We start from the raw sequence: 22,721 nt of genomic DNA on the forward strand, positions 1-22,721 counted from the left end.
GAACGGTTCCGCGCGAGCGCGGGAGGTCAGGATAAGGGAAGGGAGCCGCGCGGGCGTCACGCCTGCCAATCGGCGAGCGCGCCCTGGAAGTCGCCCACACCACCGATGGCGCGCGCGTCCAGACCCTTGTCGATGCGCTTCACCAGCCCCGCGAGCACCTTGCCGGGACCACACTCCGCAATGCGCGTGGCGCCATTCGACGCCAGCGCCTGGACGCACTCGGTCCAGCGCACGGGCAGGTACAACTGGCGAACCAGTGCATCGCGGATGGCGTCCGCCCCGGCGTGCACGTGTGCATCCACGTTCTGCACCACCGGCAACGACGGCGTGTGCCAGTCGAGCCCTGCCATCACTTCCGCGAGGCGATTGGCCGCTTCGCGCATCAGTGGCGTGTGCGAAGGCACGCTGACCGCGAGCTTCACCACCTTGCGGATGCCACGCTCGGTGAGCAACGCGATTGCACGATCGACCGCCTCGGCGTCGCCGCCGATCACGATCTGGCCGGGCGAGTTGTAATTGGCAGGCACGACGACCTTGCTGTCGGACGCCTGCGTGCAGACCTCGGCCACCATGGCATCCTCGGCGCCCAGCACGGCGGCCATCGCGCCGACGCCCTGCGGAGCCGCTTCCTGCATCAGTTGGCCGCGCAGGCGCACGAGGTGGGCGCCGTCCTTCAACGACAACGCGCCTGCCGCGACGATCGCGGTGTATTCGCCCAGGCTGTGCCCGGCGAGCTGGGACGGCTGCACGCCACCCTGTTGCTGCCAGGCACGCCATACCGCGATACCCGCTGCAAGCAATGCCGGCTGCGTGTACTCGGTGCGGTTGAGCATCTCTTCAGGGCCGCCTTGCGACAGCGCCCACAGGTCGACACCCGCACCATCGGACGCTTCGGCGAACGTCTCGCGCACTACCGGATGCAATTCGGACAACTCGGCCAGCATGCCGACCGACTGCGAGCCCTGGCCCGGGAAGACGAAAGCGAGTTGCGTGGAAGTCACCAGGACACCCTGAGTGAAAACAGGCGGCGATGATACGGGTGAAGACGCCGGATTGTCTGTACCGGGGCGTATGCGTGGCACGCAAACCCTTCGCGCATGCACGCCGGAAATGGAAAAGGCGACGCTTAACGGCGTCGCCTTTTCGTGCGTCCTGTTGCCGCAGGCGTCAGTAGCGCAGCAGCACGGAACCCCAGGTGAAGCCTCCGCCGAACGCTTCCAGCAGCAGCAGCTGCCCGCGTTCCACGCGACCCGAACGCACGGCAGTATCCAGCGCCAGCGGCACAGAGCCCGACGACGTGTTGCCATGCTTGTCGACGGTCACGATGACCTGGTCCATCGACATGTCCAGCCGCTTGGCGGTGGCTTCGATGATGCGCAGGTTCGCCTGGTGCGGGATCAACCAGTCCAGGTCGTGCTTGTCCAATCCGTTGGCTTCAAGCGTTTCATCCACCACGCCATCCAGCGCCTTGACGGCGTACTTGAAGACGTCATTGCCCTTCATGTGGATGCGGATGCCGTTGTTCGGCTCGTCCGGCTTGAAACCGGCCGACACGCCGACCGGATTCCAGAGCAGTTCCTTCTTGCTGCCATCGGCATGCAGATGGGTGCTGAGGATGCCGGTCTCGCCATCGGCCTTCAGCACCGCCGCGCCGGCACCGTCGCCGAACAGCACGCAGGTGGTGCGCTCGGTCCAGTCGACGATGCGACTGAGGGTCTCGGTACCGATGACCAGTGCCGTCTTGGCATCACCGCAGCGGATGAACTTGTCGGCCACGCTGAGCGCGTAGATGAACCCCGAGCAGGCCGCATTGACGTCCAGCGCCGCGCAGCCCGCGATACCCAGCCGGGCCTGGATCAGGCAGGCGGTCGAGGGAAAGATCAGGTCGGGCGTGGTGGTGCCCACCACGATCAGGTCGATCTCGGAGGCATCGACGCCGGCCGCCTCGAGGGCGCGGAGCGCGGCCTGGTAGCCCAGGTCGCCCGCGGTCTCGCCTTCGGCGGCGATATGGCGCTCACGGATGCCGGTGCGGGACTGGATCCATTCGTCGCTGGTATCCACCAGCTTCGACAGGTCTTCGTTGGTCAGCACCTTCTCGGGCAGATAGCTGCCCGTACCGGCGATGCGCGCATAAATGCGCCCCTTGTTACCCGGCTCGCTCATGCACACTCCCGTTGCCAGCCCCACGAAGGGCCCTGATTGTCATTGATCATGCGGAAAGCGCGCCCCGCGAAGGGCGCGCCACGCGGATCAATCTTCCTCGACCATCGTGGTCTTGGTGGCGATGACCTTCTTGCCACGGTAGTAACCGTCGGCGGTCACGTGGTGGCGCAGGTGGATCTCGCCCGTGGTCGGGTCGGTGGACAGCTGCTTGGCGGTCAGCGCGTCGTGCGAACGACGCTGGCCACGGCGGGACGGGGTAACGCGGGATTTCTGCACAGCCATGGGATTGCTCCAGCTCTTGTATCTGTTGGTGAACCTTGCGGTTCGTGTTGCCAGACCGCGGTAGCGGCTAGTTCTTCTTCAGCGAGGCCAGCGCCGCGAACGGACTGGTCTTCGCCACCTCTTCTTCATCCGCGGCCCACTCGCGCTCCACGGCCTCGGACGTTGGATCCACCGGCACCACCGGCACGGCGAGGACCAGTTCGTCCTCGACCAGTTCGCTGGGGCGCAGCATGCCGTCTTCCGGCACCAGCAGGGCCTCGTAGCCGGGCGGAAGCGCGGATTCCTCATCCTCGCTCCGGACCAGCCCGAGCCGCTGCTCGACCGTCACCGGCAACACGAAACGCCGCAGGCTGCGCTGACACACCAGCGGCAACCCCGCTTCGATCCGCAAGCCTATGTAAGGCACCTGCAGCGCGTCACGGTCGAATTCGATCGTGTAGCGCACATCGCCTTCGGTATCGACCAGAAGACCCTGCAGACGCGTCATCGCGGACAACGGCAGGCGGCCTTCAAAGCTGCGCCGGGCCGCGACCATGCGCCAAGCATCCAACATCTCGGGCGTATTCACGGACATAAGCCGCTGAATGTTAAGGATGAAGGACCGAACTGTCAAACCACCCCGTCCGACGAGGATGGCTTGCCGGGCGCCCCGCCGCCCGTCAGACTCCCCCGCCCGCCCCTGCCGGTCACCCGACGCCATGCCGCTGATGCTTGCCTCGACTTCCCGCTACCGCCGAGAGCTGCTCGAGCGGCTGCGCGTGCCGTTCCACATCGCGCGCCCGGAAGTGGACGAGGTGCTGCTGGACGGCGAATCCGTGCCGGCCATGGCCAGCCGCCTGGCACGGGCCAAGGCCGACGCCATCGCCCACCAGCACCCGGGCAGTTGGATCATCGGCGCGGACCAGGCTGCCGAGCTCGACGGGCAGCCCCTGGGGAAGCCGGGCCAGCGCGAGGCCGCCATCGCCCAGCTGAACGCCATGTCGGGCCGGGAGGTCCGCTTCCACACGGCCGTATGCCTGGTACGTGATGAGCAGGTCCTGCTGGCGCAGGACGTCACCACGGTACGCTTCCGCCGCCTGGATTCCGCCGAGATCGAGCGGTACGTGGACGCGGAGCAGCCCTTCGATTGCGCCGGAAGCTTCAAATCGGAAGGGTTCGGCATCGCCTTGTTCGATGCCATCGAATCGTCGGACCCCACTGCCCTGGTCGGCCTGCCCCTGATCGCGGTGGCGCGGATGCTGCGCGAGGCCGGCTTCGAACTGCCCTGAAGCGTCACCGCACCACGACAGGCTGTTCCGCCCAGGTCTCCACACTGCCGTCGCCACCGGTCAGACGCAGCCCCAGCCAATGCCGGCCAGCCGGCAACGCGCCGGCGTCCACCTCGACATTGAACTGCACGCGGGGCATGCGCGGATCGCGCGAAGCGCCCTTCAGGAAAACGGTCAACCATTCATTGGCGCTGGCGTCCGTGGCTTCGGCGACGACCCGGCCATCCATCAGCACTTCCACCTTCGTCACGCCCACCACGTCCTTCACCGCCCAGCCACCCACGCTGAAGCGGCGGCCGACAGTGGCGCCGGCCGCCGGCACGTCGATGTTGGCCACGACAGGCGTCATGCATTCACCTCCGGCGGGTTCCTTCGGCAGAGCGAACAGCAGGAAACGCCGCGCGCCATGATCGATGTTCACCACGTCCGCTGGCGGCAAGGGCCCCACCACGGCACACAACTGCTGGTAGTGCGCGAGCAATGCGCTGAACTTCACGTCGGTGGCGGCGACCACCAGCAAGGTGGGTGCGCTGCGCTTGCCATCGTGCTCGAGGCCCCATAGCCGGAGCTGGGGAGCCCGCCCGTGCTTGCGATTCAACGGGTGATCCAGGGTCGGGATTTCCGCATCCCCCAGCGCGAAGCCGAGTTCCGCGCCGGTCTTGAAGCTGTCCGCGAGCAGCACCGTTCCCTCGGGCAACCCGGCCTGGGCCTTGCGCACTTCCGCCGCCAGCGTGTCCCAGCCGGCGAAGTTCTCGGGGTAGTACTTGCTGCCAGCCATCTGCGTGCGCAGCCCCGGCAAAGACACCACCACGTAGTAGCCCAGCATCAGCGCCGCGCCGATGCCGGCGATGCCCCAGGTCGCCTTGCGCCGCGCGGGAGACCACGTGCGCAACAGCAACGGCACCACCATCAGAAGGGCGAGGTAGCCCGGCAACGGCCAATGGAAGCTGACGCGTTCGTTGTCGGCGAAGAAGCCGATGAGGAAGAAACCGAGTGTGGAGATTGCGCCAAGCAACGCGAAGTAACGCCATGCGGTGCCGGCATCCTCGCTGCCACGCAAGCCGCGCAGGCACACCGCGAGCATGGCCCAGAACAGCAACGGCGTGACCAGGGCCGCCTGCACCAGCAGGAAGTGCGTGCCGTCTCCGTGGAAGGCCCAGGGATGGCGATCGAGCAACTGGAAACGCAGGCCGGCGTCGGCGTACTCAAGGTTCCACGCGAGCAGTGGCGCCCAGGCGAGCAGGCCCACCGCAAGCGCGACCCAGACCCGCGCGTCACGGAGTACTTTCCGGCCCTCGGGCAACCACAGCAGGGCGATGAGGCCCACGCCGATCACGCCCACGAAGCGGTAGTGGCTCAGCGCGCCCAGCATCAGCCCGAGGGCCAGTTCGGTCGCCGACATCGCGTCGACGTCACGCAGCAGGCGCGCACCGGCATCGGCGCAGAGCACCGTCGCGACCGCCATCGGCACGTCCGGCAACGCCAGCAGGCCGAGCGTGCCCGACAGCGGCATCAGCACGGTCAGCAAAGCCGCCTGCCACCCCACTGCAGCACCAAACCAGTGTGCCGCGCTCCGGGCCACCAGCCATGGCAACACCGCCGCCAACAGCAGGAAGGGCGCGCGCACCGCCAGTACGTGATGTCCGCCGAACTCGGTTCCGAGACGCGTCAACCAGGCGGTCAATCCCGGCAGGTCGGAATACGCAGCCGCCAGGTGCTGGCCTTCCTGCCAGTAGAACGCTTCGTCCACGAACAACGGCAAGCGTGCGGCGATCGCGATCTTGACGACCGTCACGATTGTCCACACCGCAAGGAACCATTGGCGCGCGCGTTGTTCTTCTTCCATCTCGCTACACTTCCCTGAACCCACGATCGGAAACCGAGAGCGCGATGTCCGCCATTCCCAGCACCCGCCCTATGCTATCCGAAGGCTTGGCCGACGCCCTCAAGCGCGCCCAGGCGCAGGTCAACTCCCTGGTGCTGGGCAAGGCCCATGAAGTACGCCTCGCCTTCGTTGCGCTGCTCTCCGATGGCCATCTGCTGATCGAGGACCTGCCGGGGCTCGGCAAGACCACGCTCGCACACGCACTGGCGGCCACGCTGGGCCTGACGTTCCAGCGCGTGCAGTTCACCTCGGACCTGTTGCCGGCCGATGTCCTGGGCGTGTCGGTCTACGATGCCCAGGCGCGCGCCTTCAGCTTCCATCCGGGACCGGTCTTCACCAACGTGCTGCTGGCGGACGAGATCAACCGCGCGCCTCCGCGCACGCAAAGCGCGTTGCTGGAAGCCATGGCCGAGCACCAGGTCACGCTGGATGGCGTGACCCACGCGTTGCCGGAGCCCTTCTTCGTGATCGCCACACAGAATCCCGTGGATCTCTCCGGCACGTATCCGTTGCCGGACTCGCAACTGGATCGCTTCCTGCTGCGGTTGGCGCTCGGCTATCCGAATGCGGAATCCGAGCGCGCACTGCTGGCCGGCACGGACCGGCGGATGATGATCGCGCAGGCGATGCCATTGCTGTCGTCCGAAGAAGTGGTGGCGCTGCGGAAAGCCGTTGGCGAAGTGCATGCCAGCGATGCCCTGATCGACTACGTGCAGGCACTGCTGGCCCGCAGCCGGCAACACCCCGGCGTGCGTGTCGGCCTGTCCCCGCGCGCGGGCATCGCGTTGCTGCGCGCCGCACGTGCCTATGCATTGCTGGTGGGCCGCAACCATGTGCTGCCCGAGGACGTGCAGACACTGTTCCTCGCCGTGGCCTCCCATCGCATCGTCGCCGAGGCCGAGACCGGTCAGGCGATCGCGTTGACCAAGGCCATCCTGCACGCGGTGCCCGTGGACTGAGCATGGCAAGCACGCCGCGCGCCCGCCTCGCCCGCCGTTTCGCCAGGCTGGCCAGACCCCGCCAACCCGAATCCCTGCCCGTGCAGCTGGACCGCCGGCGCATCTATGTGCTGCCCACGCGGTTCGGTCTTTTCTTCGCGGCGCTGGTGTTCACGATGGCGCTGGGCGCGTTGAACTACAACAACAATCCGGGTTTGCTGCTGGCGCTGTTGCTGGGTGCCACGGCGATGGCCAGCCTGATCTTCGCGCACCTGCAACTGGCGGACCTGCGGATCGATGCAATCGCCGCCGACCCCGTCCCGGCAGGCACCCCGTTGCGCCTGCAGGTGGCATTGTCTTCGCGCGACGCGCGCGCGCGCCATGGCCTGCGCGTGGATGCCTGCGACAGGCACGTCTTCACCACGCTGGCGCCATCTGATGGCGTCGTGGCGGAACTGTCACTTCCGACTCAGCAGCGCGGATGGTACGACCTCGACCGTATCCGCCTGTCCACCACGCAACCGCTGGGACTCGCGCGCGCCTGGGCCTGGGTATGGCCCTCCTCCCCTCTGCTGGTCTACCCGGCTCCCGAGCCGCAAGGTCCACCGCTGCCCGACATCTCGGGGGCCGGGAGCCGCACGCGATTGCACGCCGGTGGCGAGGACGTGCATCAGTTGCGCAACTACCGCGTGGGCGATGCACGGCGTTCCATCGCATGGAAACCCTCGGCTCGGCACGATCAGCTGCTGGTACGCGAATACGAGCAGCCGCTGGGGCAGGAGGTGGAACTCGCATGGACCGCGCTGCCCACACTGCTCCACGAGCACCGCATCCAGCGCCTGGCGCACTGGATCGACCTGGCCGAACGCGAGGGCCGTCGTTATCGCCTGCTGCTGCCTGGCCAACCTCCGCTCGGTCCCGGCGCAGGCACCGTCCATCGACACCTCTGCCTGCGCGCGCTGGCGCTGATGCCGCATGCCCTCTCCTGAGCCCACGACGCTGGATCCGGCAAGCCGCCGATGGACGCTGGCGACGGCGGGCGTTTGCCTGCTCGCCCTGCTGGTCCACCTGCCCCCCACCTTGGCGACGGGTTTGGGCGCAACGGGCGTCGCGCTCGCCTTCGCATCATGGAAGCGTCCGCTGCCCGCGCTTCTGCGTGCACTGCTGGCCATCACGATGGTGGTCGCTGTCATGGCCTTCACCGGCATGCAGTTCGGGCGCGATACGGGCTGTGCTCTGCTGGCCGCGATGCTGGCCATCAAGCCCACCGAAACCCGCAGCCTGCGTGACAACCGCAGCCTGCTGGGCTTCGCACTATTCGCACCATTCGCTGCTTTCCTTCTCGACCAGGGACCACTGAGCATGGCCCTGGGGCTGGTCGGCGTATTGAGCAGCCTGGTCGCGCTGCATCGCCTTGCCGACGCCGAGGTCACCTTGTCCGCTGTCCCGGCCCGGCCACTGCAGCAACTCCGTCAGGTCGGGAAGCTCGTGCTGATCGGTGTCCCGTTGGTGATGGCGGCGTTCTGGCTTTTCCCGCGCTTTCCCACGCCACTGTGGGGAGTGCCCGAACGCGCCCTCTCCAAGCCGGGCTTGAGCGACGAAATGTCCCCCGGCGGCTGGCTGGACCTGATCGCCGATGACACGCCCGCCCTGCGCGTGCAGTTTTTCGGCGCAACGCCACCGACCTCCCAGATGTACTGGCGTGGCCCGGTGCTGGCGGACTTCGACGGCCGGACCTGGACCCGCGGTAATCCGCTGTCCGATATGCCGCCGGCGGAGAGCATGCGCGCGCCCACGGTATGGGACTACCAGATGGACGTGGAGCCGACCGACAATCGCGACCTGGTGATGCTGGACCTTCCCGTCGCCGCACCGGAAGGTACCAGCCTGACGCGCGACTACAGCACGCGTACGCGCCTTCCATTGAATGCACTCAGCCGCTGGCGCGTGCAATCGTCGGCTCCGACCCGCTTCGATGTCCAGCTGCCCGACGCCGTGCGCCGGCAAGCGTTGCAGCTGCCCGCCGGCTTCAATCCACGGACGCGCGCACTGGGTGCCCAATGGCGGCGCGAAGCCGGCGGCAATGACGCCGTGCAGGTCGCGCGCGCACTCGACTGGATCCGCTCCAGCTTCGCCTACACGTTGAACACGCCCTTCCCCGGGCGCAACACCGTCGACGAATTCCTCTTCGACCAGCAGGCGGGATACTGCGAGCACTTCAGTTCGGCCTTCGTCTTCCTGATGCGCTCCGGTGGCGTCCCGGCGCGCGTGGTCACCGGTTACACCGGCGGCACCTACAACCGGTTGGGCGACTACTGGATCGTCCGCAACATGGACGCGCATGCGTGGGCCGAGGTCTGGCTGCCGCAGCGGGGCTGGGTTCGCGTGGACCCCACCGCTGCAGTCGCACCGGAGCGCATCTACGACACTCTCGAGGACAGGCTTGGCGGTGCCCGCGCCGGCGGCGCCGGATTGATCAGCATCGATGGCCTGGGCCAGATGAGCGATTGGCTGCGCCGCGGATGGAACGACATGGTGCTGGGTTTCGATGCCAAGCGCCAGACGCGCATCCTGCAGCAGCTGGGTGCGCAGCAGCTTGGGCCATCCGGACTGGCCGCATTGTTCGGCGTGTTCGCGATGATCGCGGTGGGCTGGATGGCCTGGCTGCTGGCCCGGGGCGAGCGCGAGCGCGACCCGCTGCTGCGCGCCTGGCACCGCCTGGGGGCACGCTACGCCCGGCTGGGCCTGGGGCGGGAGCCACACGAGACTGCCGGCGCCTGGGCGTACAGAGTGGTCGCCCAGCGACCTGAGGGCGCAAACCCGTTGGTTTCGCTCAGCCGGCGTTTCGCTGCAGCGCGCTACGCTGCGGATGAGGGGGACAACCGCGCACTGATCGAAGACCTGCGCCGGCACCGCCCATAACCCGCTGGAGACTGGCCATGAAACTTCGCTTCGCCGTTGTCGTCGCAGCCGCCGCGCTGCTCTCCGCCTGCGCTACGGCACCCGCGCCGCTGCAGGGCACGTTCACCCCGGTCAACCCGCGGGATTCCGTCGGTACGCCACAGGTGGGCGCGCCGGTGCGATGGGGCGGCCGCATCATCAGTACCACCCCGGCCCAGAACGGTACCTGCTTCCAGCTTGTATCGCGTCCGCTCGCCGCCACCGGCCGGCCGCTGTCCTCGGCACCGGATGCGACCGATGGCCGCTTCATTGCGTGCCGCGCGGGTTTCTACGATCCGGCCGTGTTCTCCGAGGGCCGCGAGGTGACCTTCGTTGGCAAGATCGAGGGTTACGAAAGCACGCGCATCGGCGACTACGACTACCAGCTTCCCCGTGTCGCGGCGGACGTGGTGTATCTGTGGCCGGAAGTGCGCGAAGTGGAGGTCCGCCCCTACCCGTACTACGACCCCTTCTGGGGACCGCGCTGGGGCCGTTGGGGCTGGTGGTAATACCTCGCGCCGGGAAGGAAAAAAGCCGCTCTACGAGCGGCTTTTTTCTTGCGTGGTCGAAATGGCGGTCTTTCAGGCCTGCGTACCGAAACGGCCCAGTGCCGCACCGGCAAGCAGATGCAGGTGGATGTGGAACACGGTCTGCCCTGCATCCTCGCGACAGTTCATGACCACCCGGTAGCCATTCCCGGCAAAGCCTTCCCGGCGCGCGTACTCCGCCGCAGCCAACGCCAGCCTGCCTATCAGGTGCGCCTGTTGCGGCTGTACATCATCCAGCGTGGGGATGGGGTCGTTCTTCGGGATGAATAGCACGTGCACGGGCGCCTGCGGCGCGATGTCCTTGAAGCCCAGCACCTCATCGTCCTCGTAGACGATGGTGGCGGGAATCTCGCGGCGGATGATCCTGGCGAAGATGGTGTCGGTCATGGTGTTCACGCGTCCCCGTGTGAGTGCGGTCAGGTCATTTCACTGCGGCCGCCGAACGCGTGCGCCAGCGTGCCGCGGTCGACGTATTCCAGTTCGCCGCCAAGCGGCACGCCATGGGCAAGCCTGCTCGGGCGCACGCCCTGCTGCCGCGCCAGCTGCGCCAGGTAGTGGGCCGTGGCTTCACCTTCGACGGTGGGATTGGTGGCGATGATCAGCTCGGTGACCTCGCCCTGCGCCAGCCGCGCCGACAGCGCATCCAGTCCCAGCTCGCGCGGGCCGATGCCGTCCAGGGGAGACAGCCGGCCGTGCAGGACGAAATAGAGGCCGCGGTATCCCGTCGCCTGTTCGATCGCCAGGCGATCCGAGGGTGACTCCACCACGCACAGCTGGTGACGGTCGCGACTGCCGCTCGCGCAGAGCGTGCAGATCTCGCCTTCGGTGAAATCGCGGCAATGCGCGCAATGACCGATATGGTCCAGCGCTTCGGCCAACACGCCGGCAAGGCGCTTGCCCCCGTCCCGCTCGCGGTCGAGCAGGTGGTAGGCCATGCGCTGCGCTGTCTTCTGCCCCACTCCGGGCAGGACGCGCAGCGACTCGATGAGCTGTTCGAGCAGCGGACTGGACATGATCGTCATCCGGACCGGCGATGGCGGGTGCCACGCACAGGCCGGCCATTGGCGAATATCAGAACGGCAGCTTCATGCCCGGCGGCAGCGGCATGCCGGACGTCGCTGCGCCCATGCGCGTCTTGGATTCGGCATCGACCTTGTTGGATGCATCATTGAACGCAGCCGCGATCAGGTCTTCCAGCATCTCCGCATCGGAGAGCAACGAGGGATCGATGCGCACTTTCCGGCATTCCTTGGCGCCGGTCAGGGTCACGCTGACCATGCCGCCGCCGGCATTGCCGGCCACCTCGAGCTTGGCGAGCTCTTCCTGGGCGCGCTGCAGGTTCTCCTGCATCTTCTGCGCCTGCTGCATCAGTTGGGCGATGTTTCCACGCATGTCGTGATCACTCTTCGTAAGGTCGGATGGAGTCCGGGACGAGCCTGGCGCCATGCTGCTGCATCAGCTGCCGCACGTCCGGATGATTCATGAAGGTTTCTTCGGCCTCGCTCTGGCGTTCGTCGCGCTGCCGATGGCTGCGCTCCTTCAGCGTTTCGGCATCGCTCGCCGCTGCGGCGAATGCGAGACGGGGAGCCACGCCGTAACGAGTAGCGATGGCATCGGCAAGCTCGCCGAGCGTGCGCTCGGAGCGCAGGTAATCGAAGCCGCTGTCCAGCGCCAGCGTCAGCGTGCCATTCGCGTAGCCCGCGAACGCGACATTGTCGACCAGTTGCTTGCCGACGCCCTTCAGCCCGCAACTGCCGGCGAAATGCAGCCACGTCTCGGCATCGGTGATGCCGATGTCCGCCGGCATGGACGAGGCGGCCGGCGTGGCGGGTGACGGGTTCGCCTGCGCGGGAAGCCACGGCGGCGCGTCCTCGACGACATGTGCCGCCATGCGCGGCGGAGCCGGGGCTTCTTCGCGCGCCATCTGTTGCGGCTGCGCCAGCGACTCCGGCGCAGGTGTCGTGCGGGCAGGGCTGGCAGTGGATGCGGGGGTCGGGGTCTGGACAGGCGCGGCCGTTGCCGCAGCGCGAGCATCGCCGCGCATTTCGCCCGCCTGCGCTGGCCTGAAGGCCAGCATGCGCAGCACGCTCATCTCGAAGCCGGCACGTCCACTGGGCGCAAGATGCAGGTCGCGCCGGCCATTGATCGCCATCTGGTACCAGAGCTGCACCACTTCGGGGCGCAGCTGCCCGGCGAAGGCTTCGATGTCGACCCCCTCCGCTTCCACGCTGGCCGACGGCACCAGCTGCCGCACCTGGATGCGGTGCAGCGCTTCGGCGACGGCATCCAGCACGCCGGCCCAGTCCGGGGAAAACTCCGCCAGCCGCGCGACCACCTGCAGCAACGCCTCGCCATCGCCTTGCGCCAGGGCGGCCAGCATCGCATTGACCTGGGTGCGGTCCACCGTGCCCAGCATGGTGCGCACGCCGTCCTCGCGAAGGGCACCGCCGGCGTACGCGATGGACTGGTCCAGCAGCGAAAGACCGTCGCGCAGCGACCCATCGGCGGCACGCGCGAGCTGGGCGATCGCACCCGTGTCGGCCTCGATGCCTTCGGCGCCGAGGATCTTCGTCATCTGGCCGCGGATCTGTTCTTCATCGAGCCGCTTGAGGTTGAATTGCAGGCAGCGCGACAGCACGGTGACGGGCAGTTTCTGGGGATCGGTGGTGGCGAGCAGGAACTTCACGTGTTCCGGCGGTTCCTCCAGCGTCTTCAGCAGCGCGTTGAACGCCGCCTTCGACAGCATGTGCACTTCGTCGATCAGGTAGACCTTGAACTTGCCGCGCGAAGGCATGTACTGCGCGTTCTCGATGACCTCGCGCACATCGTCCACGCCTGTGTTCGACGCGGCGTCAATCTCCAGCAGGTCGATGTAGCGGCCGGCATCGATGTCCAGGCAGGCAGCGCATTGGCCGCACGGATCGGCGCTGGTGCCCTTCTCGCAGTTCAGCGATTTGGCGAAGATGCGCGCGATCGTGGTCTTGCCGACCCCGCGTGTGCCAGTGAACAGGAAGGCGTGGTGCACACGGCCGCTGTCCAGCGCATTGGTGAGTGCCCGGACCACGTGTTCCTGGCCCACCAGTTCGGCGAAACGCTTGGGGCGCCACTTGCGGGCGAGGACGAGATAGGACATGCCGACATTGTGCCACGCCCCGCCCGCCGTCCCCTCCGCTCGCGGACGCCGCAAGGCTTCGCTTGTGGCCGGCCCCGGCGAAGGCTAGAATTCACGGCCCTGAAAGCGGCCCATGGTTGCGTTCAGGTCCCGGAGAGGTGTCCGAGTGGTTGAAGGAGCACGCCTGGAAAGTGTGTAAGCGTCTAAACCGCGCTTCGGGGGTTCGAATCCCCCTCTCTCCGCCAGTTTCATCCATCCCGAGCCATCGGGATGAACGACGCAGCCGCGCCCGAGCGCGGTTTCGTTTTCTATGGTGGCCCCGTCGGCCCCTCGCGACGCTAGGTTGAAAACTCCGCCAGGGCCGGAAGGCAGCAACGGTATCGACTGATGCGGGCGCCGAGGTCAGCCGGCGGGGCCACCGCCTTTTCGGGCACGCGACATCAGCGGTCACATCCCTAGTCCGCGACGATGCCCAACGCATCCGGTTCGCGGCCGGTGACCCAGTAGTCGATCACCTGCCAGCGCTGCGTGTCGATCACGGCGATCCTGTCGCCGCCACTGATCGCGACGTAGGCACGTGGACGGTCCGCCGCGACCGCAACGCCGATCGGCAACGCCGCATTGCCCAGCATCGTGGGCTGGTAGGTCATGTCTTCGCGCGACAGCGACAGGGAGGCCACCGGCACCCTGGTGCGCGTGTTGAACACCGCCAGAGTCGCCGCCCGTGCATTGGTGACGAACGCCAGTGTGCCGTCGGGCGAGAACACCACCCGGATGGGGAATCCCTTGCTGCTCATACGCCGCTTGACGACCAGCGTACGCGGGTCATGCACGGTGATCGTGCCGTCCTCGCGATTGGTCACCCAGACCTCGGTGCCATCGGGGCGGACCGCGACGCCCTCCGCGCCTTTCCCGGCAGGCCGCTCCACCGTCTTCACGCCCGTCTGCAGGTCGATGCGGCTCAGTGTGCCGGCCTGGATCTTGGTGAGGTAGGCGACACGTCCGTCCGGCGACACCGCCATCATGTGTCCGGTGCCACCTCCCACCTCGATCACGCGCTCGATCTCGCCCTTCGGCACGTCGACCACCAGTACGCTGGCCGAGCCTTCGGTGGTGACCAGTACCCGGCGGCCGTCCGGCAGGAAGCGGAGCCCGTGCGGAGCACTGTGTTGCCCCAGATCGATGGATCGCGTTGGCTTGCCGCTCCGCAAGTCCAGCACCGACAGCGTGTTGCCGGATTTCGCCGCACCGTAATTCGTCACCACGGCAAGACGGCCATCCGGGGCCACCGCGATCTCGTGCGGCGCTTCGCCCGTGCGGAATTCGCCGATCCTGCGTCCATCACGCAACGACAGCCGCCAGACGGTGTCCGCGGATTTGTTGCCGACGAGAAGCTCCGCCGTGTTGCCGACCTGCATGGCAAGCGACGTGACGGTTGCCAGGCACGCAGAAAGAAGAAGGGTGCGCCGTGGCTTCAAGGCCCATCCCCCATCGGATGCAGCCAATCCGCATCGCCTTCGCGGTAGTGCTCCCGCTTCCAGATCGGCACGCGCTGCTTCACTTCATCGATGATGTAGCGACAGGCATCGAAGGCGGCACCGCGGTGCGCAGCGCTCACGCCCACCCATACCGCCAGGTCCCCGATGGCGAGCGTGCCCACGCGATGCACGCAGCTCGCTGCCACCACATCGAACCGCGTCATCGCCTCGGCGAGGATGCGTCCACCCTCGATCTCGGCAAGGGCTGCATAAGCCTGGTAGTCGAGGCCGTCGACGGACCGACCCGCGTGATGATCGCGCACCCATCCCTCGAAGCTGGCATATCCGCCGGCGCGCGCATCAAGGAGGGATCCGCGCAGCGTGGGCACATCGAGTGGAACCTCGGAGAGTCGGAAACCGTGCATGCTCAGCCTCCACTCACCGGGGGAATGAAGGCGATCTCGCTGCCCTCGACGGGAGCATCGTGCCAGCGGGCGAATTCGCCGTTCATCGCGACCCGCAGATGTTCGCGCGGCCAGGCGATGCCATGCCGCGCCTGGACCTCGGCATAGAGCCCGGCGAGATCGTTGGCGCGGGTACTGACCGACTCGCTGGCCACACCGGTGCGCTCGCGCAGGCTGGCGAAATAGAGCAATGTCACGGTGACCATCAGACCCGGCCCACGTCGTGCTTGCCGCCACGCTTTCCCACCAGCTTGGCGGGACCCAGCACGATGGCATGCGACAGCGCCTTGCACATGTCGTAGACCGTCAACGCGGCAACCGTGGCGCCGGTGAGCGCTTCCATCTCCACGCCGGTCCGATGAACGGTGCGGACGTGGCAATCGATGCGCAGCGTGGACTCGCCGTCCCAGTCCAAGGTCAGCCGGCAGCCGTCGATCGGCAGCGGATGGCAGAACGGGATCAGCTCGTGGGTGCGCTTGACCGCCATCGTGCCGGCGATGATGGCGGTGTCGACGATGCCGCCCTTCGCGCTGCGCAGGCGATTCCGTCTGAGTTCGCGCGCGACATCTGCCGGGAAGCGTACGCGGCAGGTGGCGCGGGCTTCGCGTGCAGTGGCCTCCTTGCCGGATACATCCACCATCGCGGGTCGGCCATCGGCATCCAGATGGGTCAGGGCTTTGCGGGGCATGCGGGTCCTGGGGCTTCAACCGCCGATAAGATACATCTCGACGCGTCGCCGGTCCCGCACTTCCGGACTGCCGCGAAGTTCGCTGTAGCGGTCGCCGCGCGCGTTCCACAGGCTGGCGACGTGCGCGACCAGCGCCTCCTCGCCCTGCCCCACCACCGCGCGCAGGTCGGCGCCTTCCGAGGCGAACAGACAGGTGAAGAGCCGGCCATCGGCCGACACGCGCGCCCGGTGGCAGTCGCCGCAGAACGGCGTGCTGACGGAGCTGACAAAGCCGACTTCGCCGCCGCCGTCATCGAAGGCATAGCGTTCGGCCACTTCGCCGCGATAGTCCGCCTGCAGCGCATGCAGCGGCCAGCGCGCTCCGATGCGGTCGCGCAGCGCGGAGGACGGGACCATCCGGTCACGTCGCCAATCGTTGCTGTCGCCGACATCCATGAATTCGATGAAGCGCACCACGTGTCCCGTTCCGCGGAAGCGTTCGACCAGCGGCAGCACCTGCGCTTCGTTGACGCCGCGCTGGACGACGGCGTTGATCTTCAGGCGGGTGAATCCGGCCGCCATGGCCGCATCGATACCGGCCAGCACGTCGCGCACCTGTCCGCGGCGCCCCGACATGTCGGCAAACACTTCGGGGTCGAGCGCATCCAGGCTGACCGTGATGCGGCGCAGACCCGCGTCGTGCAGCGCACGCGCCTGCGCCGCCAGCAACATGCCGTTGGTGGTCAGCGCGATGTCTTCGAGCCCGGCAATGCCCGCCAGTCGTCGCACCAGTTCCGGCAGCCGCTTGCGCAACAGCGGCTCGCCACCCGTCAACCGGAGCTTGCGCACGCCCAACCGTGCGAAGGCGCGAACCAGCGTCTCGATTTCGTCGAAGGAAAGCCGCTGCGAGGCGTCGGTGCCGTAATCCTCGGGCACGCGATCGGCCGGCATGCAGTAGCCGCACCGGAAATTGCAGGCATCGATGACCGACAGGCGCAGGTCGTGCAGCGGCCGCCCCAGCAGGTCACGCGGCAGCGTGGAACTGTTCACGGCAGCACCGTCGGGAGGGGCTGCGCCAGCGGGATCACCTCGCCGGGCATCGCCACGCGATGGCCGCGCGCGCGCAGTGCCGCGCCTTCTTCCGCGCTCGCGTAGTGGTACAGCACGCAGCGGGCCAGCAACGGCGACGGATACTCGCGCTCCAGGTCATCGATACCACTGTGCGAGGGGTTGCCGTGCAGCGCGCAGTCGTGGGCAATCAGTTCGTCGGCATCGGCGTGGCGTGCCAGCATCTCCGGGATCGGGCGCGTGTCGCCGGTCCAGACCACGCTGCCACGCAGGCGCAGCCCGAACGCCGTCTCGGGCCAGTGATGGCGCACGGGAAACACCTCCAGCCGCTGGCCGTCGTGCCAGAACGCATCGCCCACGGGCACCAGCTGGAACGCATCCCAGAAATTCGCGCCGCCCTCGGCCAGCACGTTCGGATAACTGGCGACGCGCTGGTGCAGCAGCGGAACCAGCGGCGCGGGGACGTACAGGCGTACCCTGCCCCGCCGTGCGGAATCGAAATAGCTGCCCACGAACAGGCGTTCGAAGCCGGCGACATGGTCCAGGTGCAGGTGGGTGAGGAAGATGGCATCGGGCATCCCGCCATAACGGGTCTGGTACGCCGTCAGTCCCTCGCCACCGCAGTCGATCACCAGCCAGGGCTGCCCGCCCCGTTCCAGCGTGGCCATCGCCGAACCCAGCTCGACGGCACTGGCATTGCCGACGCCGAGGAAGCGTAGCGCCCAGTCCATGTCAGTAGCCTCGCGACCAGGCATGGTCGTAGGCACGACGCAGGTGCGCGAAGTCGTAGCCCACTTCGTCCGCGCTGCGTTCGCCGCGCAGCTTGAGCAGGGAACGCCTGAGCCGCGCGAGATTCTGCTCGCGCCACGCGGTGGCCGGGATGCGCAGCCGGCCGCGGTCGAAATCGATCAGCCAACCATGTCCGCCGCCATCGAAAAGGATGTTCTGCGCGTTGAGGTCGGCATGGTCCAGGCCCGCGCGATGGAAGCGCGCCACCAGCCTGCCGGTGCTCTCCCATGGCGCATTGCCGGCGGCCTGGCCTGCGATATCGGCCAGCGTACGCACCTCCATCAACCGTTCCAGCAGGATGGAGGCGCGGTAGAACATGCCGTCACGTACATAGCTGGCGGCCACCGGGCGCGGCACCGGCAGGCCGCGCGCCAGCAGCGCGCGCGTGAGCCGGAATTCGGCGAAACTGCGTGTGCGGTCCGGTCCGTGCCAGAGATAGCGGTCCTGGCTGAAACGCGCGGCCAGGCCGCCGCGCCGGTAGTGGCGCAACACGCACTGGCTGGAAGGGGCATCGATGAACCAGGCCCCGCCCCGTCCACCACTGTCGACCGGGCGGGCACGGTCTCCCCACTTCTCCGGTGCGAACCAGTCGGGATCCGCTTGCCGCAGGTGTTTGCGGTCGAACAGAATCGCACCGTATCCGCTGCCTTCGCGGAACGGCGTCAGGGATTCCGAGGCGTCAAATCCGACCATCCAGCGAGTCTAACAACACTTGTCCACGATTCCCCAATCACTCTGCCTGCTCCGCCTGTCCGCACTCGGCGACGTGACCCATGTCGTGCCGCTGGTGCGCACCCTGCAACGGCACTGGCCCCGGGCGCACCTGCATTGGGTGATCGACAAGGGCGGATTCAAGCTGCTCGAAGGACTGGACGGCGTGACCTTCCACACCTACGACAAGAAGACCGGGCTGGCCGGCATGCGCGCCTTGCGCCGCGCGTTGCCTGCAGGAGGATTCGACGCATTGCTGCAGATGCAGGTGGCCCTGCGCGCCAATCTGTTGTCGGCCTTCATTCCTGCCCGGCGCCGGATCGGCTACGACCGCAGCCGCTCGAAGGACCTGCATGGCCTGGTCGTCAACGAACGCATCCCCGACCGGCCCGGCATCCACGTGCTCGACGCGATCGGCAGCTTCTGCGAACCCCTCGGCCTGCGGCAGACCGATGTGGTGTGGGACCTGCCGGTCCCCGCCGACGCGCACGCCTGGGCGGCTGCGCAGTGGAGCGCCGATCACCAGCGCACGCTGGTGATTTCGCCGTGCTCGAGCCACGAACGGCGCAACTGGTACGCCGACCGCTACGCCGCGGTGGCCGACCACGCTGCCGCGCAGGGTTGGCGCATCGTGGTGTGCGGAGGCCGCAGCGATCTGGAGCGACGCACCGCCGACGCGATCATCTCGGCCATGCGCTCGCCGGTGCTGGACCTGGTGGGCAAGGACACCCTCAAGCAACTGCCGGCCCTGCTGGCGCGCGCGGACCTGGTGATGACGCCGGATTCCGGCCCCATGCACATCGCCAACGCGATGGGTGCGGCCGTGCTGGGACTGCATGCGGCCAGCAACCCGCTTCGCAGCGGCCCTTACTCCAGCGTCCGCTACTGCGTGGATCGCTACGATGATGCCGCGCGCCGCTACAAGGGCCGGCCGGCCGCGGCGCTGAAGTGGGGAACCAAGATCGAGCACGATGGCGTGATGGAACTGATCACCGTGGAAGACGCCATCGCCGCCTTAGAACGTCGCCGCAACGATCTTGGCGGGTAGCCCGGGGTCCCGTCAGGACGTGCCGCCGGGGCGGTAGTCCTGGTACGACTTCTCTTCCACGTAGCTGGAACCCAGCGCGAGGTTGATCGCCTTCTTGATCCGGGCGCGCTCATCGTTCTCGATGTAGACGCTGCGGGCCAGGCGAATGAAATCCTCGTCGAATGCCTGCGCCTTCTCCTTCAGGCGCACGTCATCCTCGATCACCCACAGGCGCTCGTTGACGGCCTTCAGCTGCGCACGCAGCTCTGCGATGTTGTGGCCTGCGACCGGGTGGGCCATCCAACTGTGTTCCAGCGCCGCCAGCTCATCGCGCACATGGGCGAGCTTGGCGGGATCGCTCATGCGCTCGGACTTGATCTGGAGGATGGCGATCTTGTCCAGCAGCTCACCGAAGGAAACGGGGACGAGGATTTCGGACATGACGGCTCCCGGGCAAAGAACGCCATTCTAGGCGCAGCCGCCCGCGAGATAGTCGCGGCAGCGCTGGGTCAGCCCTCCCACAACGCAAAAGCCCCCTTGCGGGGGCTTTCTTGAAACTGGCGGAGAGGGAGTCCGCCCAACTGCCCCCCAAGCAGACCCCACGCAACCCGATCAGGCCTTACAAGCGACTGATTTAACTTGTTTTTGTCTACATTCTTCGGGCAGGGAGATCCAACAAAAATCAGCCAGCGCCAACTACAATGTGTATACCGCCGCGTATACCTACAACGGACATGGCCCGCCTGTATCACCGCTTGAAAGCCACCGACGTCAGAAGTCTTACTGCACCGGGTCGATATCCCGACGGTGACGGACTGTATTTGAAGGTCAGCCCCACAGGCGCCCAAAGCTGGGTGTTCCGGTTCAGGGACCGAGTGACGGGACGAGACCGGAACAAGGGGCTGGGTCCCGTGCGCCTTGTCACCCTGCCACGGGCACGGGAACTCGCCCGGCAATGCCAGACTGAACTCAGGGCGGGGGTGAGGCTGATCGACGATGAGCGTGCAGAACGCGCCCGGGCTCGGATGGCTGGTGCCGGTCGCCTAACATTTGGCGAATGCGTCGCCGAAACAATCGCATCGAAGGCGGCGGGCTGGAAAGCAGGCAGCAAGTCAGAGGGTCAGTGGCAGTCCACCCTCCAGACTTACGCCGGCCACCTGTTCGAACGGCCCGTCGAATCTGTCACGACCGATGACGTTCTGGCCGTCTTGAAACCGATTTGGGACAAAAAGACAGAGACTGCCAGCCGGCTACGCGAGCGCATTGAAGCCGTCATTGCGTGGGCGAAGGCACGTGAGCGATTCAAGGGCGAGAACCCGGCGCGTTGGCGAGGCCACTTGGACTCCCTTTTGGCGAAGCCGTCAAAGGTCAAGGTCGTCAGGAACCACCCGGCCATGCCTTGGCAACAGATGTTCACGTGCATGCAGCGGGTGAAGGCAAGGGACTCGGACGCATCACGCGCACTTCAACTGGCGATCATGACGGCGACACGAATTTCCGAAGTCGTGGGGTCCCGCTGGAAGGAGTTCAATTTCGAGGAAGGCATCTGGACGATTCCCGCCGACCGCACGAAGAAGGGTCGCGCGCTGGAGATTCCTCTGGTTGGCCCCTTGCGCAACCATGTGGAGCGCATACCCCGCACGGGCGAATTCCTGTTCCCGGGTCATGGCAAACGCCCCACCCTCTCAACCGAAGCGGTTCTAAAAGTATTGCGCAAGTTGGTCCCAGAGTACGAAGTGACCACCCATGGATTCCGCAGCGCTTTCCGCGACTGGGCAAGCGAGGCCACTTCCCATGACGACAAGACGATAAAGATGGCGCAAGGCCACGCAATCGCCGACAAGACGGAAAAGGCTTACAGACGGGGCACCCTTCTTGCCAAGCGCGAAGCATTGCTCCGCGACTGGTGGACGCACTGCGAAACACACCCTGCCCGGCCAAATCTGAAATCCGTCGCATGAGATAGACGAACGTTGAACCTACCGTTCGTCGGGAAAGTGAGCGACTTTTTGGCATTGCTTTCTATGGCGAGTGATTCGTAGCCATTCAAACTGGCGACGCTTCGAATCGTGTCATCTAATTCTGTTCCCCATCGAATGGAGAACAGGCATGAGTTACCAGCAACACCAAGTACCAAGCACGGTTGTCTATCCGCCGCCAAGCCCGAACGAGCGCATCCTGACGATCACCGACATCGTCGGTAACGCGCACAAAGGCATCGCACCTCTGGTTCCGGTCTCTAAATCGACTTGGATCGCTGGTGTCGCAACTGGCAGATTCCCGCCTGCTGTCCGCGTTTCCGCCAACCGCGTCGGGTGGTGGGAATCGTGGATTCATCAGTTCCGCACCCAACTCCCCATCGCGAGCCCGAACCACAAGCGCCGATCGCATATGCAGCCTGCGCCGCCTGCGCGGGGTCCCGGTCGCCCCAAGAGCACGCCGGACAGCGGCAATACCTCGCTCGACGTTGCACCGCGCGCACCGACGGAAATCGCACCCGCCGAGAACGGGAGTTTCGACCATGAAGACTAGGTCACTTCGGCCCTACTTTTTCTTCAAGCCGGCATGGGGCCGCCTGTCCCATGCGGCGTTCCGCTTGATCCTCGCGCTTTACTGCATGGCGGACAAAGGTGGGCGAGTCGAATGCGATATCGACTACCTTTCGCGGGCCGCGTTCCTGTGGTGGCCCAACGAGCATATCCCCACGTTGTTGTCCGAGCTGTTCGAAAAGGAGCTGATCGTTGTCTATCCAGCGGATGGCAGGTGGTGGATATGGATTCCCGCCTATTCCGAGATACACAACGTCCATAAGAACGAAAAGCCAAGCAAGTCACCCCGCCACCCGCTGGACATCGAAAACGAACAGGAACCCGCGCGACTTCCCAAGGGATGCGTTCGGCATCAGGACCTTGCTGGTGTGATTGAGTCATTTGCCGCCGATAGCGCGGGCAATACCCGCACGAATTCCAAGCGCTTGAAGAACCAGGCAAGCATGCAGGGACGCACCAAGGCATTGAAAGCCATAGAGATTAGGACACCCCCCAGGCACCGAGAGATTTCTGGTGCGCCAGAAATGCCCGGCTTGGCTTCTGCTTTGAATACTTATGTATCTGCCTCTTCCGAATCACCACCAACAGAAATCGAAAAAGACTTGGAGTCGGGACCAAACACGCAAACATCAAGAGAGCCCATCGACACCGAACGAACCCAGCGAAGCGCGCGGGCACTTACCAAGATTTCAGAAATTCTCCAAGGACCTGCAATAGCCGACGGTATCGTCACGGACTCCTACCCACTTCACCAAACCGAGAAGCCTCTGGAGGTCAACAAGCCAGCAACGAATCCAACTTAAGGGAAACCCAATCCGCATGACATCAGTAG

The 22,721-nt window shown here is 66.3% G+C and carries 26 protein-coding genes, 1 tRNA gene and 1 other RNA gene; 11 read left to right on the forward strand and 17 right to left on the reverse strand.

The window, feature by feature from the left end:
- Positions 1–56: 56 nt before the first annotated feature.
- The 4 genes from fabD to AC3DET_RS02150 all read right to left on the reverse strand — a co-directional run bounded on the left by fabD (position 57) and on the right by AC3DET_RS02150 (position 3,019).
- On the reverse strand, positions 57–1,001 hold the full coding sequence (gene fabD, locus AC3DET_RS02135; RefSeq protein ID WP_488390581.1) for an ACP S-malonyltransferase: 945 nt from the start codon (positions 999–1,001) through the stop codon (positions 57–59).
- A 166-nt stretch (positions 1,002–1,167) separates the two neighbouring features.
- Entirely contained in the window at positions 1,168–2,163 is a 996-nt protein-coding gene (locus AC3DET_RS02140) for a beta-ketoacyl-ACP synthase III (protein ID WP_488390582.1), read from the reverse strand.
- 87 nt (positions 2,164–2,250) lie between these two features.
- On the reverse strand, positions 2,251–2,445 hold the full coding sequence (gene rpmF / locus AC3DET_RS02145) for a 50S ribosomal protein L32 (protein ID WP_192200767.1): 195 nt from the start codon (positions 2,443–2,445) through the stop codon (positions 2,251–2,253).
- Positions 2,446–2,512: 67 nt separating this feature from the next.
- Entirely contained in the window at positions 2,513–3,019 is a 507-nt protein-coding gene (locus tag AC3DET_RS02150) for a YceD family protein (RefSeq protein ID WP_488390583.1), read from the reverse strand.
- Positions 3,020–3,143: 124 nt separating this feature from the next.
- Here AC3DET_RS02150 and AC3DET_RS02155 point away from each other — a divergent pair, with 124 nt between their 5' ends.
- Positions 3,144–3,713, forward strand: coding sequence for a Maf family protein (locus tag AC3DET_RS02155; protein ID WP_488390584.1), 570 nt, complete (start codon positions 3,144–3,146; stop codon positions 3,711–3,713).
- Positions 3,714–3,717: 4 nt separating this feature from the next.
- Here AC3DET_RS02155 and AC3DET_RS02160 read toward each other — a convergent pair whose 3' ends face one another.
- Entirely contained in the window at positions 3,718–5,559 is a 1,842-nt protein-coding gene (locus AC3DET_RS02160; protein WP_488390585.1) for a glycosyltransferase family 39 protein, read from the reverse strand.
- 44 nt (positions 5,560–5,603) lie between these two features.
- On the opposite strand from AC3DET_RS02160, the gene AC3DET_RS02165 reads away from it, so the two are divergent.
- Genes AC3DET_RS02165 through AC3DET_RS02180 form a run of 4 tightly spaced genes read left to right on the forward strand, consistent with a single transcriptional unit; the run spans position 5,604 to position 9,985 of the window.
- Positions 5,604–6,557: an AAA family ATPase gene (locus AC3DET_RS02165; RefSeq protein WP_488390586.1), complete on the forward strand. Its 954-nt coding sequence runs from the start codon at positions 5,604–5,606 to the stop codon at positions 6,555–6,557.
- Positions 6,558–6,559: 2 nt separating this feature from the next.
- Positions 6,560–7,525 (forward strand): DUF58 domain-containing protein, encoded by a 966-nt coding sequence (locus AC3DET_RS02170; RefSeq protein ID WP_488390587.1) that lies wholly within the window; start codon positions 6,560–6,562, stop codon positions 7,523–7,525.
- On the forward strand, positions 7,512–9,458 hold the full coding sequence (locus AC3DET_RS02175; RefSeq protein WP_488390588.1) for a transglutaminase TgpA family protein: 1,947 nt from the start codon (positions 7,512–7,514) through the stop codon (positions 9,456–9,458). The genes AC3DET_RS02170 and AC3DET_RS02175 overlap by 14 nt, the downstream gene beginning before the upstream one ends.
- A 17-nt stretch (positions 9,459–9,475) precedes the next feature.
- A complete protein-coding gene (locus AC3DET_RS02180) occupies positions 9,476–9,985 on the forward strand; it encodes a Slp family lipoprotein (protein WP_142124002.1) in 510 nt (169 codons plus the stop codon).
- 72 nt (positions 9,986–10,057) lie between these two features.
- Here the strand turns inward: AC3DET_RS02180 and AC3DET_RS02185 are convergent, their stop codons facing one another.
- From AC3DET_RS02185 to dnaX, 4 genes are read right to left on the reverse strand one after another with little or no spacing between them, the layout of a single operon-like run.
- Positions 10,058–10,411: a histidine triad nucleotide-binding protein gene (locus tag AC3DET_RS02185; protein ID WP_337730131.1), complete on the reverse strand. Its 354-nt coding sequence runs from the start codon at positions 10,409–10,411 to the stop codon at positions 10,058–10,060.
- Between the two features lie 29 nt (positions 10,412–10,440).
- Entirely contained in the window at positions 10,441–11,037 is a 597-nt protein-coding gene (recR, locus tag AC3DET_RS02190; RefSeq protein ID WP_337730132.1) for a recombination mediator RecR, read from the reverse strand.
- A gap of 58 nt (positions 11,038–11,095) precedes the next feature.
- A complete protein-coding gene (locus AC3DET_RS02195) occupies positions 11,096–11,416 on the reverse strand; it encodes a YbaB/EbfC family nucleoid-associated protein (protein WP_488390589.1) in 321 nt (106 codons plus the stop codon).
- 7 nt (positions 11,417–11,423) lie between these two features.
- Positions 11,424–13,157 (reverse strand): DNA polymerase III subunit gamma/tau, encoded by a 1,734-nt coding sequence (dnaX, locus tag AC3DET_RS02200; protein WP_488390590.1) that lies wholly within the window; start codon positions 13,155–13,157, stop codon positions 11,424–11,426.
- 131 nt (positions 13,158–13,288) lie between these two features.
- Here dnaX and AC3DET_RS02205 point away from each other — a divergent pair.
- Positions 13,289–13,381: transfer RNA gene (locus AC3DET_RS02205), tRNA-Ser, on the forward strand.
- A 74-nt stretch (positions 13,382–13,455) separates the two neighbouring features.
- Positions 13,456–13,552, forward strand: an RNA gene (gene ffs, locus AC3DET_RS02210) — signal recognition particle sRNA small type.
- A gap of 39 nt (positions 13,553–13,591) precedes the next feature.
- Here the strand turns inward: ffs and AC3DET_RS02215 are convergent.
- From AC3DET_RS02215 to AC3DET_RS02245, 7 genes are read right to left on the reverse strand one after another with little or no spacing between them, the layout of a single operon-like run.
- Positions 13,592–14,614 carry a beta-propeller fold lactonase family protein gene (locus AC3DET_RS02215; protein WP_488390591.1) on the reverse strand — a complete coding sequence of 341 codons (1,023 nt, stop codon included), beginning with the start codon at positions 14,612–14,614 and terminating at the stop codon, positions 13,592–13,594.
- Positions 14,611–15,039, reverse strand: a complete 429-nt coding sequence (locus tag AC3DET_RS02220; RefSeq protein ID WP_488390592.1) for a molybdenum cofactor biosynthesis protein MoaE — start codon at positions 15,037–15,039, stop codon at positions 14,611–14,613. The genes AC3DET_RS02215 and AC3DET_RS02220 overlap by 4 nt, the downstream gene beginning before the upstream one ends.
- Positions 15,040–15,041: 2 nt before the next feature.
- Positions 15,042–15,287 carry a molybdopterin converting factor subunit 1 gene (gene moaD / locus AC3DET_RS02225; RefSeq protein ID WP_337730863.1) on the reverse strand — a complete coding sequence of 82 codons (246 nt, stop codon included), beginning with the start codon at positions 15,285–15,287 and terminating at the stop codon, positions 15,042–15,044.
- Positions 15,284–15,766: a cyclic pyranopterin monophosphate synthase MoaC gene (gene moaC, locus AC3DET_RS02230; protein ID WP_488390593.1), complete on the reverse strand. Its 483-nt coding sequence runs from the start codon at positions 15,764–15,766 to the stop codon at positions 15,284–15,286. Before moaC ends, moaD begins: the two co-directional genes overlap by 4 nt.
- A gap of 15 nt (positions 15,767–15,781) precedes the next feature.
- Positions 15,782–16,795, reverse strand: coding sequence for a GTP 3',8-cyclase MoaA (moaA, locus tag AC3DET_RS02235; RefSeq protein ID WP_488390594.1), 1,014 nt, complete (start codon positions 16,793–16,795; stop codon positions 15,782–15,784).
- Positions 16,792–17,544, reverse strand: coding sequence for an MBL fold metallo-hydrolase (locus AC3DET_RS02240; protein WP_337730139.1), 753 nt, complete (start codon positions 17,542–17,544; stop codon positions 16,792–16,794). Before AC3DET_RS02240 ends, moaA begins: the two co-directional genes overlap by 4 nt.
- Before the next feature lies 1 nt (position 17,545).
- Positions 17,546–18,295: a 3-deoxy-D-manno-octulosonic acid kinase gene (locus AC3DET_RS02245; protein WP_192200752.1), complete on the reverse strand. Its 750-nt coding sequence runs from the start codon at positions 18,293–18,295 to the stop codon at positions 17,546–17,548.
- A 19-nt stretch (positions 18,296–18,314) separates the two neighbouring features.
- Between AC3DET_RS02245 and AC3DET_RS02250 the strand changes: the two genes are divergently transcribed.
- Positions 18,315–19,361 carry a glycosyltransferase family 9 protein gene (locus tag AC3DET_RS02250; RefSeq protein ID WP_488390595.1) on the forward strand — a complete coding sequence of 349 codons (1,047 nt, stop codon included), beginning with the start codon at positions 18,315–18,317 and terminating at the stop codon, positions 19,359–19,361.
- A gap of 12 nt (positions 19,362–19,373) precedes the next feature.
- Here AC3DET_RS02250 and AC3DET_RS02255 read toward each other — a convergent pair whose 3' ends face one another.
- Positions 19,374–19,781 (reverse strand): DUF6165 family protein, encoded by a 408-nt coding sequence (locus AC3DET_RS02255; protein ID WP_446537380.1) that lies wholly within the window; start codon positions 19,779–19,781, stop codon positions 19,374–19,376.
- A 293-nt stretch (positions 19,782–20,074) separates the two neighbouring features.
- On the opposite strand from AC3DET_RS02255, the gene AC3DET_RS02260 reads away from it, so the two are divergent.
- The 3 genes from AC3DET_RS02260 (at position 20,075) to AC3DET_RS02270 (ending at position 22,692) form a co-directional block, all read left to right on the forward strand.
- Positions 20,075–21,301: a tyrosine-type recombinase/integrase gene (locus tag AC3DET_RS02260; RefSeq protein ID WP_488390596.1), complete on the forward strand. Its 1,227-nt coding sequence runs from the start codon at positions 20,075–20,077 to the stop codon at positions 21,299–21,301.
- A gap of 148 nt (positions 21,302–21,449) precedes the next feature.
- Positions 21,450–21,872 carry a helix-turn-helix transcriptional regulator gene (locus tag AC3DET_RS02265; RefSeq protein WP_488390597.1) on the forward strand — a complete coding sequence of 141 codons (423 nt, stop codon included), beginning with the start codon at positions 21,450–21,452 and terminating at the stop codon, positions 21,870–21,872.
- Positions 21,862–22,692: a hypothetical protein gene (locus AC3DET_RS02270; protein ID WP_488390598.1), complete on the forward strand. Its 831-nt coding sequence runs from the start codon at positions 21,862–21,864 to the stop codon at positions 22,690–22,692. The genes AC3DET_RS02265 and AC3DET_RS02270 overlap by 11 nt, the downstream gene beginning before the upstream one ends.
- The last annotated feature ends 29 nt before the right edge of the window (positions 22,693–22,721 follow it).

The sequence above is a fragment of the Pseudoxanthomonas sp. 97-1-1 genome (genome assembly GCF_057773125.1).

Coding starts and splice junctions, on each gene's coding strand:
- AC3DET_RS02140 (WP_488390582.1), bottom strand. CDS start 2,163: ATGAGCGAGCCGGGTAACAAGGGGCGCATTTATGCGCGCATCGCCGGT.
- rpmF (WP_192200767.1), bottom strand. CDS start 2,445: ATGGCTGTGCAGAAATCCCGCGTTACCCCGTCCCGCCGTGGCCAGCGT.
- AC3DET_RS02150 (WP_488390583.1), bottom strand. CDS start 3,019: ATGTCCGTGAATACGCCCGAGATGTTGGATGCTTGGCGCATGGTCGCG.
- AC3DET_RS02155 (WP_488390584.1), top strand. CDS start 3,144: ATGCCGCTGATGCTTGCCTCGACTTCCCGCTACCGCCGAGAGCTGCTC.
- AC3DET_RS02160 (WP_488390585.1), bottom strand. CDS start 5,559: ATGGAAGAAGAACAACGCGCGCGCCAATGGTTCCTTGCGGTGTGGACA.
- AC3DET_RS02165 (WP_488390586.1), top strand. CDS start 5,604: ATGTCCGCCATTCCCAGCACCCGCCCTATGCTATCCGAAGGCTTGGCC.
- AC3DET_RS02170 (WP_488390587.1), top strand. CDS start 6,560: ATGGCAAGCACGCCGCGCGCCCGCCTCGCCCGCCGTTTCGCCAGGCTG.
- AC3DET_RS02175 (WP_488390588.1), top strand. CDS start 7,512: ATGCCCTCTCCTGAGCCCACGACGCTGGATCCGGCAAGCCGCCGATGG.
- AC3DET_RS02180 (WP_142124002.1), top strand. CDS start 9,476: ATGAAACTTCGCTTCGCCGTTGTCGTCGCAGCCGCCGCGCTGCTCTCC.
- AC3DET_RS02185 (WP_337730131.1), bottom strand. CDS start 10,411: ATGACCGACACCATCTTCGCCAGGATCATCCGCCGCGAGATTCCCGCC.
- recR (WP_337730132.1), bottom strand. CDS start 11,037: ATGTCCAGTCCGCTGCTCGAACAGCTCATCGAGTCGCTGCGCGTCCTG.
- AC3DET_RS02195 (WP_488390589.1), bottom strand. CDS start 11,416: ATGCGTGGAAACATCGCCCAACTGATGCAGCAGGCGCAGAAGATGCAG.
- dnaX (WP_488390590.1), bottom strand. CDS start 13,157: ATGTCCTATCTCGTCCTCGCCCGCAAGTGGCGCCCCAAGCGTTTCGCC.
- AC3DET_RS02220 (WP_488390592.1), bottom strand. CDS start 15,039: ATGCACGGTTTCCGACTCTCCGAGGTTCCACTCGATGTGCCCACGCTG.
- moaC (WP_488390593.1), bottom strand. CDS start 15,766: ATGCCCCGCAAAGCCCTGACCCATCTGGATGCCGATGGCCGACCCGCG.
- AC3DET_RS02240 (WP_337730139.1), bottom strand. CDS start 17,544: ATGGACTGGGCGCTACGCTTCCTCGGCGTCGGCAATGCCAGTGCCGTC.
- AC3DET_RS02245 (WP_192200752.1), bottom strand. CDS start 18,295: ATGGTCGGATTTGACGCCTCGGAATCCCTGACGCCGTTCCGCGAAGGC.
- AC3DET_RS02255 (WP_446537380.1), bottom strand. CDS start 19,781: ATGTCCGAAATCCTCGTCCCCGTTTCCTTCGGTGAGCTGCTGGACAAG.
- AC3DET_RS02260 (WP_488390596.1), top strand. CDS start 20,075: ATGGCCCGCCTGTATCACCGCTTGAAAGCCACCGACGTCAGAAGTCTT.
- AC3DET_RS02265 (WP_488390597.1), top strand. CDS start 21,450: ATGAGTTACCAGCAACACCAAGTACCAAGCACGGTTGTCTATCCGCCG.
- AC3DET_RS02270 (WP_488390598.1), top strand. CDS start 21,862: ATGAAGACTAGGTCACTTCGGCCCTACTTTTTCTTCAAGCCGGCATGG.